Annotated in this window: 18 protein-coding genes and 1 riboswitch; of the genes, 17 read left to right on the top strand and 1 reads right to left on the bottom strand. The window is 69.6% G+C overall.

The window, feature by feature from the left end; genetic code table 11:
- Nucleotides 1-55: 55 nt before the first annotated feature.
- The 12 genes from def to hisF all read left to right on the top strand — a co-directional run bounded on the left by def (nucleotide 56) and on the right by hisF (nucleotide 10,462).
- Complete coding sequence (gene def / locus ABIC21_RS02920) at nucleotides 56-652, top strand: peptide deformylase (RefSeq protein ID WP_354348921.1); 597 nt, start codon at nucleotides 56-58, stop codon at nucleotides 650-652.
- Nucleotides 649-1,569, top strand: coding sequence for a methionyl-tRNA formyltransferase (fmt, locus tag ABIC21_RS02915; protein WP_354348920.1), 921 nt, complete (start codon nucleotides 649-651; stop codon nucleotides 1,567-1,569). The genes def and fmt overlap by 4 nt, the downstream gene beginning before the upstream one ends.
- A complete protein-coding gene (locus ABIC21_RS02910; protein WP_354348919.1) occupies nucleotides 1,566-3,185 on the top strand; it encodes an RsmB/NOP family class I SAM-dependent RNA methyltransferase in 1,620 nt (539 codons plus the stop codon). Before fmt ends, ABIC21_RS02910 begins: the two co-directional genes overlap by 4 nt.
- A gap of 74 nt (nucleotides 3,186-3,259) precedes the next feature.
- On the top strand, nucleotides 3,260-3,916 hold the full coding sequence (gene rpe / locus ABIC21_RS02905) for a ribulose-phosphate 3-epimerase (protein ID WP_354348918.1): 657 nt from the start codon (nucleotides 3,260-3,262) through the stop codon (nucleotides 3,914-3,916).
- Between the two features lie 144 nt (nucleotides 3,917-4,060).
- Nucleotides 4,061-4,211: riboswitch (FMN riboswitch) on the top strand.
- A 243-nt stretch (nucleotides 4,212-4,454) separates the two neighbouring features.
- Nucleotides 4,455-5,603: a bifunctional diaminohydroxyphosphoribosylaminopyrimidine deaminase/5-amino-6-(5-phosphoribosylamino)uracil reductase RibD gene (gene ribD / locus ABIC21_RS02900; protein ID WP_502935951.1), complete on the top strand. Its 1,149-nt coding sequence runs from the start codon at nucleotides 4,455-4,457 to the stop codon at nucleotides 5,601-5,603.
- Nucleotides 5,603-6,259 (top strand): riboflavin synthase, encoded by a 657-nt coding sequence (locus tag ABIC21_RS02895; RefSeq protein ID WP_354348916.1) that lies wholly within the window; start codon nucleotides 5,603-5,605, stop codon nucleotides 6,257-6,259. The genes ribD and ABIC21_RS02895 overlap by 1 nt, the downstream gene beginning before the upstream one ends.
- A 128-nt stretch (nucleotides 6,260-6,387) precedes the next feature.
- A complete protein-coding gene (ribB, locus tag ABIC21_RS02890; RefSeq protein WP_354349065.1) occupies nucleotides 6,388-6,990 on the top strand; it encodes a 3,4-dihydroxy-2-butanone-4-phosphate synthase in 603 nt (200 codons plus the stop codon).
- 13 nt (nucleotides 6,991-7,003) lie between these two features.
- Complete coding sequence (gene ribA / locus ABIC21_RS02885; protein ID WP_354348915.1) at nucleotides 7,004-7,702, top strand: GTP cyclohydrolase II; 699 nt, start codon at nucleotides 7,004-7,006, stop codon at nucleotides 7,700-7,702.
- Between the two features lie 81 nt (nucleotides 7,703-7,783).
- Nucleotides 7,784-8,269: a 6,7-dimethyl-8-ribityllumazine synthase gene (gene ribH / locus ABIC21_RS02880; protein ID WP_354348914.1), complete on the top strand. Its 486-nt coding sequence runs from the start codon at nucleotides 7,784-7,786 to the stop codon at nucleotides 8,267-8,269.
- Nucleotides 8,270-8,426: 157 nt separating this feature from the next.
- On the top strand, nucleotides 8,427-8,690 hold the full coding sequence (locus ABIC21_RS02875; RefSeq protein WP_024367461.1) for a phosphoribosyl-ATP diphosphatase: 264 nt from the start codon (nucleotides 8,427-8,429) through the stop codon (nucleotides 8,688-8,690).
- Between the two features lie 108 nt (nucleotides 8,691-8,798).
- Nucleotides 8,799-9,641 carry an ATP phosphoribosyltransferase gene (hisG, locus tag ABIC21_RS02870; RefSeq protein ID WP_354348913.1) on the top strand — a complete coding sequence of 281 codons (843 nt, stop codon included), beginning with the start codon at nucleotides 8,799-8,801 and terminating at the stop codon, nucleotides 9,639-9,641.
- A 44-nt stretch (nucleotides 9,642-9,685) separates the two neighbouring features.
- On the top strand, nucleotides 9,686-10,462 hold the full coding sequence (hisF, locus tag ABIC21_RS02865; RefSeq protein WP_354348912.1) for an imidazole glycerol phosphate synthase subunit HisF: 777 nt from the start codon (nucleotides 9,686-9,688) through the stop codon (nucleotides 10,460-10,462).
- A gap of 298 nt (nucleotides 10,463-10,760) precedes the next feature.
- Here hisF and ABIC21_RS02860 read toward each other — a convergent pair whose 3' ends face one another.
- On the bottom strand, nucleotides 10,761-11,405 hold the full coding sequence (locus ABIC21_RS02860) for a TIGR03085 family metal-binding protein (RefSeq protein ID WP_354349064.1): 645 nt from the start codon (nucleotides 11,403-11,405) through the stop codon (nucleotides 10,761-10,763).
- Between the two features lie 153 nt (nucleotides 11,406-11,558).
- Here ABIC21_RS02860 and hisI point away from each other — a divergent pair, with 153 nt between their 5' ends.
- From hisI to trpC, 5 genes are all read left to right on the top strand, one after another.
- Nucleotides 11,559-12,038: a phosphoribosyl-AMP cyclohydrolase gene (hisI, locus tag ABIC21_RS02855; RefSeq protein ID WP_354348911.1), complete on the top strand. Its 480-nt coding sequence runs from the start codon at nucleotides 11,559-11,561 to the stop codon at nucleotides 12,036-12,038.
- A 120-nt stretch (nucleotides 12,039-12,158) separates the two neighbouring features.
- Nucleotides 12,159-13,724, top strand: coding sequence for an anthranilate synthase component I (locus tag ABIC21_RS02850; RefSeq protein ID WP_354348910.1), 1,566 nt, complete (start codon nucleotides 12,159-12,161; stop codon nucleotides 13,722-13,724).
- On the top strand, nucleotides 13,721-14,356 hold the full coding sequence (locus ABIC21_RS02845) for a Trp biosynthesis-associated membrane protein (RefSeq protein ID WP_354348909.1): 636 nt from the start codon (nucleotides 13,721-13,723) through the stop codon (nucleotides 14,354-14,356). Before ABIC21_RS02850 ends, ABIC21_RS02845 begins: the two co-directional genes overlap by 4 nt.
- Nucleotides 14,357-14,457: 101 nt before the next feature.
- Nucleotides 14,458-14,748: an HGxxPAAW family protein gene (locus tag ABIC21_RS02840; protein WP_354348908.1), complete on the top strand. Its 291-nt coding sequence runs from the start codon at nucleotides 14,458-14,460 to the stop codon at nucleotides 14,746-14,748.
- 2 nt (nucleotides 14,749-14,750) lie between these two features.
- Nucleotides 14,751-15,569: an indole-3-glycerol phosphate synthase TrpC gene (gene trpC, locus ABIC21_RS02835; protein WP_354348907.1), complete on the top strand. Its 819-nt coding sequence runs from the start codon at nucleotides 14,751-14,753 to the stop codon at nucleotides 15,567-15,569.
- Nucleotides 15,570-15,661: the final 92 nt, after the last annotated feature.

Raw genomic sequence — 15,661 nt, 5'->3', positions numbered from 1 at the left:
GTGCAACTAAACTGGACTGGATCCCGTCGCCGCCCACTGTAAGGACAGATTGCACATGGCCATTTTGAATATCCGCATCATCGGGGATCCTGTGCTGCGCACAGTTGCCGATCCCGTGACGGAATTCGGGCCTGAGCTGGCGAAGCTTGTTGCCGACATGACCGAAACCATGGAGGACGTGGACGGTGCCGGACTGGCCGCACCCCAGGTCGGCGTCAGCCAGCGCGTCTTCACCTACCGCATCGGCGGCGTCGAGGGACACATCATCAACCCCGTGCTGGACAACAGCGACGACTTCCAGCCGGACGAGGTCGAGGGGTGCCTCTCCATCCCCGGCCTCGGCTTCCCGGTCCGCCGGCACCGGCACACCCGCGTCACCGGCGTGGACCTGCACGGCAACCCCGTCACCGTGGAGGGCGAAGGCATGCTGGCGCGGGCCTTCCAGCACGAAACCGACCACCTCGACGGCATCCTCTTCACGGACCGGCTCGAAGGTGAAGACCGGAAGACCGCGCTGCGCGCCATCCGGAACGCCAACTACGACTCCATCACCGAACAGACGACGGCGAAGCGCGCCAGGACGGTCGGCACCAGCTTCGGCTCCGGCAGCGCGGGTTCAGGCAGCTTCGGCTCCTTCGGTAACACCCAGTGAGGGTTCTCTTCGCCGGGACACCGGCCGTGGCCGTGCCGTCCCTGGATGCCCTCGTCGCGGCGGGGTTCGACGTCGTTGCCGTCCTCACCCGCCCGGACGCGCCGCTCGGACGCAAACGCGTGCTGACGCCGTCGCCCGTTGCTGCCCGTGCCGCGGAACTGGGCATCAGCATCATCCACGCCTCCAAGGTTGACGCCGCGGTGACGGAGCAGATCGCGGCCGCCGCCCCCGACGTCGCCGCCATCGTGGCGTACGGCGGGCTCATTCCCCGGGCGGCACTCGACATTCCCCGGCACGGCTGGATCAACCTGCACTTCTCCCTGCTGCCGGCCTGGCGCGGCGCGGCGCCCGTGCAGCGGTCCCTGATCGCCGGCGATGACGTGACCGGCGCCGTCACCTTCCTGCTCGAGGAAGGACTGGACACCGGCCCGGTGTTCGGCACCCTGACCGAGGCCGTGCGCCCCGACGACACCGCCGGGGCGCTGCTCGAGCGGCTGTCCCACAGCGGAGCCGTGCTGCTGACCCAGACGCTGTCAGCCGTCGACGGCGGCAAGGCCGCCGCGGTGCCGCAGCAGGGCGAGGTCAGCCTCGCCCCCAAACTTACCCTCGAGGACGGCCGGCTCGACTGGCAGCAGCCCGCCCTGGCGATCGGACGGCGGGCCCGCGGGGTCACCCCCGAACCCGGCGCCTGGACCACCCTCGACGGCCAGCGGGTCAAGCTGGAACCGGTCATTCTGCGGCCCGGCGATGCGGCGTTGAAACCCGGGCACCTCGCCCTGGAGGGCAAGAGCGTGCTGGTGGGGACCGGCTCACACCCGGTGGAACTCACCCGGGTCCAGCCCTCGGGGAAGAAAATGATGACCGCCGCCGACTGGGCGCGCGGACAGGCAACACTTGAAAGCGTGGTATTCGAATGAGCGAGTCCGGGACGAGCGGCAGCGGCCGAGGCAACGGCCCCCAGCGCGGCGGATCCGGCGGCCAGCGCGGCGCCGGCCAAAGCGGGCAGGGCGGGCAGGGCGGCCGCGGCCGGGACGGGAGCCAGCGGAACGCGCAGGGCCGGGAACGCAACCGTGGCCCGCAGCGCGGTTTCACCGAGAACGCGCCGTCCCAGCGCACCCGCCGGGCGGATCCTGCCCGGCTGGTGGCCTTCGAGGTCCTGCGCGCCGTCTCCTCAGAGGATGCCTACGCCAACCTCGTCCTGCCTGTCCGGATCAGGCACCACGGCCTGGAGAAGCGCGACGCCGGCTTCGCCACGGAGCTGAGCTACGGGGCACTGCGCGGCCAAGGCACCTATGACGCGATCCTGGCCCGCTGCGTGGACCGGCCGCTGGACCAGCTGGACCCGGCCATCCTCGACGCGCTCCGGATCGGCGCCCACCAGCTGCTGGCCATGCGCGTCCCCGCCCACGCCGCCCTGGACCAGACCGTCGGCCTGGCCCGTGCCGTGATCGGCGCCGGACCGTCGGCCCTCATCAACGCTGTGCTGCGCAAGGTCTCCGCCCGCACGCTCGAGGAGTGGCTGGACCTGCTGCTCAGCGACGAGACGGACGAAACGAAAAAAGCCGCCATCCGCTACGCCCACCCTGAGTGGATTGTCCGGGCCCTCCGGCAGTCCCTGGTGGCCCACGGGCGTCCGGTCAGCGAAATCAGCGACCTCCTCGAGGCGGACAACGCCGCACCGGTGGTCAACCTCGTGGCACTGCCGGGGCTTGGGAGCCTGGACGAAGCCCTCGAGGGCGGCGCCACCCTCGGTGAACTCGTCGAGGGCTCGGCGCTCTCCAGCGGCGGGGACCTCGGCCGGCTCGCCTCCGTCCGCGAAGGCACCACCCGCGTCCAGGACGTCGGGTCCCAGCTCGTGGCCCGCGCCATGGCCGCCGTCGACCTCGGCAGCACGGGCACTGCAGGCAACCAGAGCCCCGGCACGGAACCGGCGGCCGAACGGTGGCTGGACATGTGCGCCGGCCCCGGCGGCAAGGCGGCCCTGCTCGGCGCCCTCGCCCGGGAGCGGGGCGCCACCCTGCTGGCCAACGAACCGGCACCGCACCGCGCCAAGCTGGTCCGGCAGGCCCTCGCCGCCGTGCCGCACGAGGTCTGGCACGTGCGGACCGGAGACGGCCGCGACGTGGGCACGGAGATGCCGGAGAGCTTTGACCGGGTGCTAGTTGACGCCCCCTGCACCGGACTCGGCGCCCTGCGCCGCCGCCCGGAATCCCGCTGGCGCCGGACGCCCAAGGACCTGACGGACCTTGGCCCGCTGCAGCGCGAGCTGCTCAAGTCCGCGCTGGCGGCCGTGAAGCCCGGCGGCGTCGTGGCCTACGTGACGTGCTCGCCGCACCCGGCGGAGACAACCGCCGTCGTGAGCGATGTCATGCGCAAACGTGAGGACCTTGAACTGCTCGACGCCGGTGCTGTGCTGGACAGCGTCAGCCTCACCGGCCACCTCGACGCCGGACACGAACTCACCGCCCAGCTCTGGCCGCATGTTCACCGGACGGACGCCATGTTCCTGGCGCTCATCCACAAAAAGGGCTGATCAACAGGGAATACTGGGGCACTGGAGCCCGCGCCTTCCACAGGACATCTCAGCAGAACGACAAGGAATTCCACATGGCCAAGTGCTGTATCAACCCGAGCATTCTCTCCGCCGACTTCGCCAACCTCGAAGCCGAACTGCGCAAGATCAGCACCGCGGACGCGGTGCACGTGGATGTCATGGACAACCACTTCGTCCCCAACCTCTCGCTGGGGTTGCCGGTAGTGGCGCGCCTGCAGGAGATCAGCCCGGTGCCGCTGGATGCCCACCTGATGATCGAGCACGCGGACCGCTGGGCGCCGGCCTACGCCGACGCGGGTGTCGCCTCCGTGACCTTCCACGCCGAGGCGTCGATTGCGCCGATCAAGCTGGCCCGGGAGCTTCGGGCCCGCGGGGCCAAGGCGGGGCTGGCGCTCCGGCCCGGCAGCGGCGTGGAACCTTTCCTGGACATGCTCGGTGAGATCGACATGCTGCTGATCATGACCGTGGAACCGGGATTCGGCGGGCAGGAGTTCCTGGACCTCACGCTGCCGAAAATCCGCCGGGCCCGGGCGGCCATTGACGCGTCCGGCCTGGACGTCGCGCTGCAGGTCGACGGCGGCATCACCGAGGACACCATCTGGCGCGCCGCGGACGCCGGCGCCAACGTCTTCGTGGCCGGTTCGGCCGTCTACGGCGCCGATGATCCGGCCAAGGCCATCGAACGGCTCCGCACCGCAGGCCAGCGCTAACGGCGCCAGGAGCCGCAGCGGCTGCCCGCGCCCGCCGCGCCGCCGGCCGCCTGCGCGCCGGGGTGAAAAATGACGCACTCCGTAACATCACGACGGCGGGAATAGGCCAGGCTACCCGGCGGTTGTGCCAGAATAGCAAGACACATACGTGCTCCGGGGTCGGTGTAAGTCCGAACCGGCGGTTATAGTCCGCGACCCGCGAGCCGGCGCTTCCCTCGGGAAGGCTGCCGGCAGACGGTTGAACCGGTGGAACTCCGGTACCGACAGTTAAAGTCTGGATGAGAGAAGCACGTACAGCTGTTACTGCGGCGCCCTCGTGGCGCCGCGGAAGTTCGCTGTCGTATACCCCCGGAGCCATCGCGGCTTTTGAGGGAAGGAACGACACACACATGAACTCTCTGCGATGGCTCTTCACCACCACTGCGGTCTTCGAAGGCCCGGTGGCAGGTTGATGAGCCTCAAACACTCTACGCACGCAACGGCGGACGACGCCGCGGCCGTGGCCCTTGCCGGGTTCAGCACCGCCGAGGTCGCCGCCATGGAGGCCGCCCTCGCGGCAGCGCGGCAGGGGCCGCGGGGCGCGAACCCGCTGGTCGGCGCCGTCGTGATCAACGCTGACGGAACCCGGATAGTCACCGGCTACCACCGCGGGGCCGGCACCGCCCACGCGGAAGCCGACGCGATCGACCAGGCAAAGGCCGCCGGCCTGGACCTCAGCGGCACCACGATGGTGGTCACGCTGGAGCCGTGCAACCACTGCGGACGCACGGGGCCCTGCGCCCAGGCGATCATCGCGGCCGGCATCGCGGACGTCGTCTACGCCATCGACGATCCGCACGACCCCGCAGCCGGCGGCGCGGCCACCCTGCGCGCCGCGGGAGTCCGCGTCCGCTCCGGGCTCGGCGCTGAGGCCGCCTTGGAGCTGAACCGGCGCTGGTTCGACGCCGTGGCCGCCACGCGCCCTTTCGTCACCCTGCACATCGCGCAGACCCTCGACAGCCGCATCGCCGCAAGCGACGGCACCAGCCAGTGGATTTCCAGCCCGGAATCGCTCGCCGACAACCACGCCCTCCGTGGCCGGATCGACGCGATCCTGGTCGGAACCCAGACGGTGCTGGTCGACAATCCGCGTCTCACCGCCCGCGGTGCCGACGGCGAACCGGCCAGCCACCAGCCGCTGCGCGTGGTAATGGGCTACCGGGGGATTCCGGACGGCGCCGCCATCAACGGCGACGACGGCAAGGTGTTGCACCTGCCCACACGTGATCCGCGGGAAGCGCTGGACGAGCTGTTCGCCGCCGGAGTCCGCCACCTCATGGTGGAAGGGGGCTCCCGGATCCTGAGTGCCTTCCTGGCCGCCGGGCTCGTGGACGAGCTCATCGTCTACCTGGCCCCGACGCTCCTCGGCTCCGGAACCCCGGCACTGGAGGACCTCGGGATCACCACCCTGGCCGACGCCCAGCAGTGGGAATGGGACCCCGCGTCCGGCGGGGCAGTCCAGCCGCTCGGCCGCGACCTCCGGCTGCACCTGCGCCCCGCCCTGGCCGCCGGCGCCCTTACGGACGGCGCCCTTACCGACAGCGCCACCACAACCGGCGTCCCGGCACCCGTGCCGGCCGCCACCAACACTTCAACCGATTCAACCCCGCTCCGCACAGGCGCGGACACCGCCGCAGGAGGCAACTGATGTTCACCGGAATTATTGCCGAGCAGGGGAAGGTGTTGTCCGTTGACCGCAACGGCGACATCAGCGCCACCGTCCGGCTCCACGCACCCGGCAGCACCGAGGGACTGGCGCTCGGCGGCTCCATCGCGGTCAACGGTGTCTGCCTCACGGCCACAGAAATCGACGGCAAGGAGTTCAGTGTTGACGTGATGGGCGAAACCCTGACACGGAGCACCATCGGCGAACTCTCCGCCGGGGACGCGGTCAACCTGGAACGCTGCGTTCCAGCCGGCGGCCGGCTCGACGGGCACGTCGTCCAGGGCCACGTCGACGGCGTCGGGCAGCTGCTGGAGCGCGAGGCACTGGGCAACTGGGACCGGCTCCGCTTCGGCGTCCCCGCCGGGCTGGCGCGCTACATCGCCGAGAAGGGGTCCATCGCCGTCGACGGCGTATCGCTGACGGTGACCGCCGTGAGCCCGGCCGCTGAACCGGCGCCGTGGTTCGAGGTGGGCCTGATCCCCACCACGCTGGCGGACACCGGACTGGGTGCGAAAGCACCCGGCAGCCGCGTGAACCTCGAAGTTGACGTCCTGGCGAAGTACACTGAGCGCCTGCTCGCATTTTCAGGCGCAGCAGCCGGGGGAGCAGCAGTACACGCGAAGGGGGCAACAGCGTGAACAAAGTCAAGGACATCCCTGCCCCGCAGCCCCTTCTGACTGAGCCGGCGGACGCCGCCCAGCCTGCTGAGCTTGCCCAAGTCACCCCGCCGGCAGGCCTGGACCGGATCGAGGACGCCATCCGCGCCATGGCCGCCGGACGCCCCGTCCTGGTGGTCGACAACGAGGACCGCGAAAACGAAGGCGACATCATCTTCGCCGCGCAGCACGCCACCCCGGCCCTGATGGGCTGGACCATCCGGTACAGCTCCGGCGTGATCTGCGTACCGCTCGACGCCGGCCGGGCCGACGCCCTCGCGCTGCCGCCGATGGTCGAAATCAACCAGGATGCCAAGGGCACCGCCTACACGGTGTCCTGCGACGCAGCGGTGGGGGTCAGCACCGGAATTTCCGCCACGGACCGGGCCCTGACCGCCCGGATCCTGGCCGATCCGGGGAGCCAGCCGGCGGCGCTGACCCGTCCCGGGCATGTTTTTCCGCTCCGCGCCGTTAAGGGGGGAGTGCGGGAACGCCCCGGCCACACCGAAGCGGCCGTGGAACTGTGCCAGCTGGCCGGACTCGAGCCCGTGGGTGTGATCGCAGAAGTGGTGTACGACAACGGAGAAATGATGAGGCTGGACGGACTCCGGGGCTTCGCCCTGGAGCACGGCTGCCCGCTGGTCTCGATTGCGGACCTGGTGGCCTACCTTGAGGCCGGGCAGCCTGCCGGCCACGCGACGGACCCGGTTTGATGGAGGAGAAACGATGACGACGTCGGAAGCACAAGAACAGCGGGCTGCCGGACGCCAGCCGCATCCGGTCAGCGCCGGTCCGGTCGTCCAGCTGCCCACCGCCTTTGGTGACTTCGTGGCGCAGGCCTGGACCGACCTGGCCACCGGCGCCGAGCACCTGGCGGTCAGCTCCCCGCTGCCCCCGGTCGACGGAACGGCGCCGCTGGTCCGGCTGCATTCCGAGTGCCTCACCGGAGACGTGTTCGGCTCCTACCGCTGCGACTGCGGCGAGCAGCTGGCGTATGCCCTCGAGATGATCAACGAATTCGGCGGGACACTCCTGTACCTGCGCGGCCAGGAGGGCCGGGGGATCGGCCTGGCGAACAAAATGAAGGCCTACGCCCTGCAGGAAGCCGGCTTCGACACGGTGGAGGCCAACGAGCAGCTGGGCCTCCCCGTGGATGCCCGCTGCTACAAGGCCGCGGCCCAGATCCTCGCGGACATGGGCCTGCACGAGGTCCGCCTGCTGAGCAACAACCCGGACAAGCAGGACCGGCTGGCCCAGGCCGGCGTCCGCGTTGTGGAGATGGTGCCCACCGAGGTTCCCTCCCGCGAGCAGAACATCCGGTACCTGCAGACCAAGAAGGACCGGATGGACCACCGGCTGGTCCTGGACATGGAGCCGGCCGCACCGGTGGCCGGACCCCGCGGCTTCGAGCACGAACAAGACTGAAAGACTTTCAGGCGGCCCCACCCGGGGCTGGCCCGACTTTTCGACACGCACACCACGACTGAGCAGAACAAGGATTCCCAGATGAGCGGACACGGCGCACCACAGATTGACCTCAGCACCTTCAAACCGGAGGAAACCTCCCAGCTGAAACTCGCCATCTTGGCCGCAAGCTGGCACACCCAGATCATGGACGGGCTGCTGGACGGGGCACTGCGCGCGGCGAAGGACGCCGGCGTCAGCGAACCGACCGTGCTCCGCGTCCCCGGCACCTTCGAGCTCCCCGTCGCCGCCGCCCGGCTGGCACCGCACTTCGACGCCGTCGTGGCGCTCGGCGTCGTGATCCGCGGCGGAACCCCGCACTTCGAGTACGTCTGCGAGGCGGCCACGCTCGGCCTGACCGAGGTCTCGGTGCGCACCGGCGTCCCGGTCGGCTTCGGCGTGCTGACCTGCGACACGGAGCAGCAGGGCATCGACCGGGCCGGGCTGCCGGGCTCCACCGAGGACAAGGGCCACGAAGCCGTCACGGCCGCCCTGGCCACCGCAGTGACGCTCAAGCAGTTCAGCTAAAGCTGCAGCCGAGGTTTCGGCCGTGCCCCGCACGGGGCCCGGCCGGACTCCGGACTGACTCCGGCCGGACCCGGCAGGTGTGTAATCGCTCACATCCCCGCCGTCATGCAAGGGCCCGGCAGGCGCCCTCCGCCCGCGAGCAAGTAGGCTGGAGGGTGTGAAGAATTTCGAATCGCTGTTCGCAGAACTGAGTGAGAAGGCAGCCGTCCGTCCGGAGGGCTCCCGCACCGTCGCCGAACTGGATTCCGGAGTCCACGGCATCGGCAAGAAGGTCGTGGAGGAAGCAGCCGAGGTCTGGATGGCTGCCGAGTACGAATCCGATGAGGCCGCCGCCGAAGAAATCTCGCAGCTGCTCTATCACCTGCAGGTTCTGATGCTCGCCAAAGGACTCAGCCTGGAAGACGTCTACAAGCATCTCTAGCCACGTCCGCGCCGGAGACCGCCAGGCCCTGCCCTGCGGATCCGGTGCCTAGCGTGGCCCGCTGTGCCTGCACTGACTGACCCATCCTGACCCAGAAAGACTTCCCCAATGCTGAGAGTTGCCGTCCCGAACAAGGGATCCCTGTCCGAAGCCGCCTCCGCCATGCTCGCCGAGGCCGGCTACCGCCAGCGCCGCGACACCCGCGAGCTGGTCATGGTGGACCCGGACAACGACATTGAATTCTTCTTCCTCCGCCCCCGCGACATCGCCGTCTACGTCGGCCAGGGCACGCTCGACGTCGGCATCACCGGCCGCGACCTGCTCCTCGACGCCGAGGTGGAAGCCGAGGAACTGCTCCCGCTGGGCTTCGCCGCCTCCACCTTCCGCTTCGCCGGCCCGGTCGGCGACTTCGCCACGGTCGAAGAGCTCGAGGGCAAGCGCCTCGCCACCAGCTACGACGGACTGCTCCGCGGCTACCTCGCCGAGCGCGGCATCAAGGCCAAGGTCGTCCGCCTTGACGGCGCCGTCGAATCCTCCGTGCGCCTCGGCGTCGCGGACGCGATCGCCGACGTCGTCGAAACCGGCAACACGCTCAAGGCTGCCGGCATGGAGATCTTCGGACTCCCCATCCTGCACTCGGAAGCCGTCCTGATCGGCCGCAAGGGCGAGCAGAACCCGGCCGCCGACGTACTGATCCGCCGGCTCCAGGGCGTCCTCGTGGCGCACCAGTACGTCATGATGGACTACGACATCCGCAAGGAACTCGTGGAAGAAGCCGCCGCCCTCACGCCCGGACTGGAGTCTCCCACGGTCTCGCCGCTGCGCGATTCGGACTGGGTTGCTGTCCGCTCGATGGTGCCGAAGAAGCAGACCAACCGGATCATGGACGAGCTCTACGACCTGGGCGCCCGCGCCATCCTGGTCAGCACCATCCACGCCTGCCGCATCTGACCCGGCGCGGGTGAACCTTTTGTGAGCAACTACCAGGAGAAGTCATGGCTGTAGCCGTCCGCGTTATCCCGTGCCTGGACGTTGATGCCGGCCGCGTCGTCAAGGGCATCAACTTCGAAGGCCTGCGCGACGCCGGTGACCCGGTGGAACTGGCGCACCGCTACGACAACGGCGGCGCCGACGAGCTGACGTTCCTTGACGTCACGGCGTCCTCGGGCAACCGGGAGACCACCTTCGACGTCGTCCGGCGCACCGCCGAGGAGGTCTTCATCCCGCTGACCGTTGGCGGCGGCGTCCGCGGCGTGGCCGAAGTGGACAAGCTCCTGCGCTACGGCGCGGACAAGGCGGCGATCAACACCGCCGCCGTAGCCCGTCCCGACGTGATCGACGAGATCACCCGGCACTTCGGGTCCCAGGTCCTGGTGCTGTCCCTCGACGCCCGGCGCACCCGCCCGGGTTCGCAGCCCACCCCCTCCGGCTTCGAGGTCACCACGCACGGCGGGCGCCAGGGCACTGGCATCGACGCCCTCGCCTGGGCCCGTGAAGCGGCCGACCGCGGTGTGGGGGAGATCCTGCTGAACTCGATCGACGCCGACGGCACCAAGGACGGCTTCGACCTGGAACTGATCCGCCTCGCGCGGGCCGCGGTCAAGGTGCCGCTCATCGCTTCCGGCGGTGCGGGCAAACCGGAGCACTTCCCGCCGGCGGTGGCAGCCGGCGCCGACGCGGTCCTCGCCGCGTCCGTCTTCCACTTCGGCCCGCTGGACATGATCGCCCAGGTTAAGTCAGCGATCCGGAACGCCGGCTTCGACGTCCGCTAGTCCCCACCCGCTCCCTATCCTCGCAAGCTCGGACAGGGAACCCGGCGGGTGTGGGCCCACCCACCCGCCGCCTATCCTCGCAAGTCCACACCGGCTCCCTGCCCTCGCAAGCTCGGACTGGGGCCCTCGCCGGTGCGGCTCCACGGACAGGGAACCCGGCGGGTGTGGGCCCACCCACCCGCCCGCCCGCTTAAAGCAACGCGGGGCCACTTACTGCCCATCCCGGAGGGGATTATGGGCGACAAGTGGCCCCGCGTTGCTGTGTTTGGGGGAGTCGCGCGTGTGGGGGTGGTTGGGGCTAGAGACCGACTTCGGCGGACTGCAGGAGCGCGACGGCGTCCGGCTGGCCTTCGAAGGTCACGAGCGCGTGGCGGGTGCGCCCGTGCGCGTGCATCAGGAGTTCGCCCGGTTCGCCGACGATCGCCACGGACACCGGGGCGCGCTTGGCGACGTGCCGGGGGCCGGAGGGGCGCACCAGCACGATTCCGAGGTCCACGCCGCGATAGAGGATGGCGGCGCGCTTCACCAGTTCATCCCAGAGGGCGTCCGAATACTCCTCATCGAGGGCGCGGGGCGCCCAGCGGTCGACGGCGCGGCGGACGTCCTCGGTGTGGACGAAGTACTCGATCAGGTTCGCGCTTTCGTCCAGCGCCTTGATCTTCATCGGCGAGAACGCGGAGGGGCCGGCGCGGAAGGAGTTGACCAGCTTGTTGTACTCCTCCGGCGTCGTGAGCTTGGCCGCGAGGGCGGCCGTGGCCTGGTCCGACGCCTTGGCCAGGCGCTTGATCAGCAGGCCGAGTCCGACGGCGGCTTTACGCTCGCGCAGGTACAGGTGGGCAGCAAGGTCCCTGGTCTGCCAGCCCTTACAGAGCGTGGGGGAGTCAGGACCGGCCGCCAGTAAGGTTTCGGCCAGAACTTCTCGGGACGGATCGACGAAATGCATCACTTGTGAAACTAGCACGAGACGACGGTGCGTGTGCACCTGAACCGCCGTCGTTTGGCCCCTGGCAGTGTTTCACGCCGTGGTGACGCCGATGTTAAGCGGGCCGCCGGGCACCGGGGCGGCGCCCGGCGCCAAGGCACTAGACTTGAGCTGATGTCTGAGCAGCCCGCCCCCGCCCTTATTGATGGAACTCCCGTTAGTGGAAACCCCGTTGATGGAACCACCGTCACGGGAGAGCCCGTCAGCACCGCCGTTCCCGGCCCGGCCCCGTCCGCAGGCCCGCTCCCGGCGGGCCTCGCTGACGCTCTGAAGCGGGACAGCGCCGGCCTGGTCGCGGCGATCGTGCAGCAGTACGACACCAACGAGGTGCTCATGCTGGGCTGGATGGACGACGAGGCCCTGCACCGCACCATGACCAGCGGACGGGTGACGTTCTACTCCCGCTCCCGCCAGGAGTACTGGCGCAAAGGCGACACCTCCGGCCACGTGCAGTGGGTCAAATCCCTCGCGATGGACTGCGACGGCGACGCGCTGCTGGTCCGCGTGGACCAGGTCGGCGCGGCCTGCCACACCGGGACCCGGACCTGCTTCGACGGACGCGGGCTCGACGTCGTCACCGGCCACGCCGGCTGACCCGGCAGCTGACTGCGGCGCCCGGCCGCACGGAACAGCCGCAGAGAACAGCCCCACCGGCGGACAGCCCCACACACTCAACCTTCAGGACCACTGAAAGAACAGGCGGAAACCACAGCCATGCAGGACCTTGGAATCATCAGCCCGGGCCTGGAGGAGTTCCGTGAACTCGCAGGCCACAGCCGTGTCATCCCCGTCCGGCTGAAGGTGCTGGCTGACGCCGAAACCCCGATCGGGCTGTACCGCAAACTCGCCCAGGGCCAGCCCGGCACGTTCCTGATGGAATCCGCCGCCGTCGGCGGCTCCTGGTCCCGCTACTCCTTCATCGGTGCCCGCTCACGGGCCACCCTGACCACCAAGGACGGCCAGGCGCACTGGCTCGGCGAACCGCCCGTCGGCGTACCGCTCGGCGGCAGCCCGGTGGACGCCATCCGCGACACCGTCGAGGCGCTGCGCACCGACCGGTTCGACGGCCTCCCGCCGTTCACCTCCGGCCTGGTCGGCTTCCTCGGCTGGGAAACCGTCCGGCACTGGGAGAAGCTCACCAGCCCGCCCGAGGACGACCTGGACCTGCCGGAAATGGCACTGAACCTCGTCACCGACATGGCCGTGCACGACAACATGGACGGCACCGTGCTGCTGATTGCCAACGCGATCAACTTCGACAACAGCACCGAGCGGGTCGACGAGGCCTGGCATGACGCCGTCGCCCGGGTCAAGGCCCTGCTGGCGCAGGTCAGCACCCCCGTCCAGCAGCCGGTCTCCGTGCTGGACCCCGCCGCCCTGGACTTCGCCTCCAGCGTGCAGGAACGCTGGGACGAGACGGACTACCTCGCCGCCCTGGACCGCGGCAAGGAAGCGATCGTCGACGGCGAAGTCTTCCAGGTGGTCATCTCGCGCCGCTTCGAAATGGAATGCGGCGCGGACCCGCTGGACGTCTACCGGGTGCTGCGCAACACCAATCCCAGCCCGTACATGTACATCTTCAGCCTCGAGGACGCCGACGGCCGGCAGTATTCGATCGTCGGTTCCTCCCCGGAGGCGCTCGTGACCGTGACCGGCGAGGAAGTCATCACGCACCCCATCGCCGGGTCCCGGCCGCGCGGCAAGACCGTGGAGGCGGACAAGGCCCTGGCCGAGGAGCTCCTCGCGGACGAGAAGGAACGCGCCGAACACCTGATGCTGGTGGATCTGTCCCGCAACGACCTGTCCAAGGTCTGCGTGGCCGGCTCCGTCGACGTCACCCAGTTCATGGAAGTCGAGCGCTTCAGCCACATCATGCACTTGGTCTCCACTGTGGTCGGCAAGCTCGCCCCCACCGCGAAGGCCTACGACGTGCTGAAGGCGACCTTCCCGGCCGGAACGCTGTCCGGCGCCCCCAAGCCCCGTGCGCTGCGCCTGCTCGACGAGCTGGAACCGCACCGCCGCGGGATCTACGGGGGAGTGGTGGGCTACCTCGACTTCGCCGGGGACATGGACATGGCCATCGCCATCCGCTCGGCCCTGCTGCGGGAAGGCCGCGCCTACGTCCAGGCCGGCGGCGGCATCGTCGCCGACTCGGTGAACGCCACCGAGGCCCTCGAAACCGTCAACAAGGCCGCCGCCCCGATGCGCGCCGTCCACACGGCCCGGTCGCTGCGCAACATCACGGCCGATTCCATTCCCGACGCCGGGACGCAGGCATGAGCGGCACCACGGTAAAGAGCTCCAGCCCTGCCGTTCCCCGCTGGGCCCGGAAATCCACCCTCGTGCTGGCCATCGCCGCCCTGGCACTGGCCGTCTTCGGCACCACCACGCAGACCTGGCTCACGGTCCACCTTGACCCGGCGCAGCTCGGCCAGGCCGTCGACAGCCAGGGCGGCCTGCAGGTGCAGGGCAGCAAAGCCGCGACCACGGTGACGGCCCTGGCGCTGGTGGCCCTCGCCGGCGGACTCGCGGCGTCGATTGCCGGCCGGATCGCCCGCTGGATCATCACGGCGCTCATCCTGCTCGCCGCCGCTGGCATCGTCAGCGCCGCCGCGATCGTCATCGCGGACCCGCTGGCCGCCGCCCAGGGCTCCATCGCCGCCGCCACCGGAATCACGGGCAGCAACGTGCAGGTGGATGTCACGGTGTTCCCGGCCCTCGCCGTCGTCGCCGGCGTCCTGCTGGGGCTCAGCGCCCTGCTGGTCATCCCGGCGGGCCGCTACTGGAAGTCGCGCACGAAATATGACACCGCCGCAACGGGTGCGGCCGCCGGCGGGTCCGCCGCGCCGGCCGGGCCGGCGGACGAGATCGACAGCTGGGACCGGTTGTCACGCGGTGACGACCCCACCTGAGCCGATCGCCGCGCGCGGCCAGTGACGCGGCCGGTAACGCGGCCAACACCGCTGCCAATAAATGGCAGAATGTAAGCAGTATTCACCCTGAGGAGATTTCAATGAGCAAAGCATCTGTTTCCGCCCCCAAGCCCGCTGCCGGAACCGGCTACTCCTACGACGACATCGATCACCGCGAACCGACCGGCCACGGCAACAGCCCGGCCGCCTGGACCACCGTTTTCGTCATGCTCGTCGGCGCCCTCATCATGTCCATCGCCTTCGTCATCGCCAACACCACGATCTTCATCGCGGGCGGCGTTGTGATGCTGGCTGGCCTGGTCATCGGCTTCGTCATGCGCAAAGCCGGCTACGGCGTCGGCGGCAGCAAGCTGAAGAACTCCGGCCACTAAGGGTGACTGTTCTCGATGACATCAACGCCGGTGTCAGGGAGGATATGGAGGCCCGTCAGCGCCTCGTCACGCTCGCGGAACTGAAGGAGCGCGCCGCCGCTGCCGCGCCCGCACGCGACGCCTGGACCGCCCTGGGCGGCCCTTCGGCGACGCGCGGGCAGCTGAAGGTCATCGCTGAAATCAAGCGCCGCAGCCCCTCCAAGGGCGATCTCGCCAGCATCGCGGACCCCGCCTCGCTCGCCGTGCAGTACGCCGACGGCGGCGCTGCCGCGATCAGCGTCCTGACCGAACAGCGCCGCTTCAACGGCTCACTCGCCGATTTCGACGCCGTCCGGGCCGCCGTGGACACCCCGCTGCTGCGCAAGGACTTCATGATCGACGAGTACCAGATCTGGGAGGCCCGGGCACACGGGGCCGACCTGATCCTGCTGATCGTGGCGTCCCTGTCCGACGCGCAGCTGCGCGAGTTCAGCGCGCTCAGCCGCGAACTCGGCATGAACGTCCTCGTCGAGACGCACACCGCCGAGGAAATCGAGCGGGCGGTTGCCGCGGAAGCCCGGATCATCGGCGTCAACGTGCGCAACCTCAAGACGCTCGACGTCGACCGTTCCGTTTTCGCTGAACTCGCCGGAGGCATTCCCGCCGGCGCGCTCGTCATCGCGGAATCGGGCGTGCGGGGCGTCGACGACGTCCGGCACTACGCCGCGAACGGCGCCAACGCGGTCCTCGTCGGCGAAGCCCTCGTCAGCGACGCGACCCCGCGGGAGCGGATCGCTGAATTCATGGCCGCCGGGGCCGAAGCAATCGCCGCACGTTCCTGACCCGCGATCCTGCCGGGCGACGCCCGGCAGGACGCCTGCGTCGCTTCCGTGCAGCACCCAGATCTAATAAACAGTGGAACAGGATGGTGAGA

The sequence above is a fragment of the Pseudarthrobacter sp. PvP090 genome, assembly GCF_040547365.1.
GTDB lineage: Bacteria > Actinomycetota > Actinomycetes > Actinomycetales > Micrococcaceae > Arthrobacter.
Note: the sequence above shows the minus strand (reverse complement) of the source record. Positions and strands in the feature narration are given on the sequence as shown.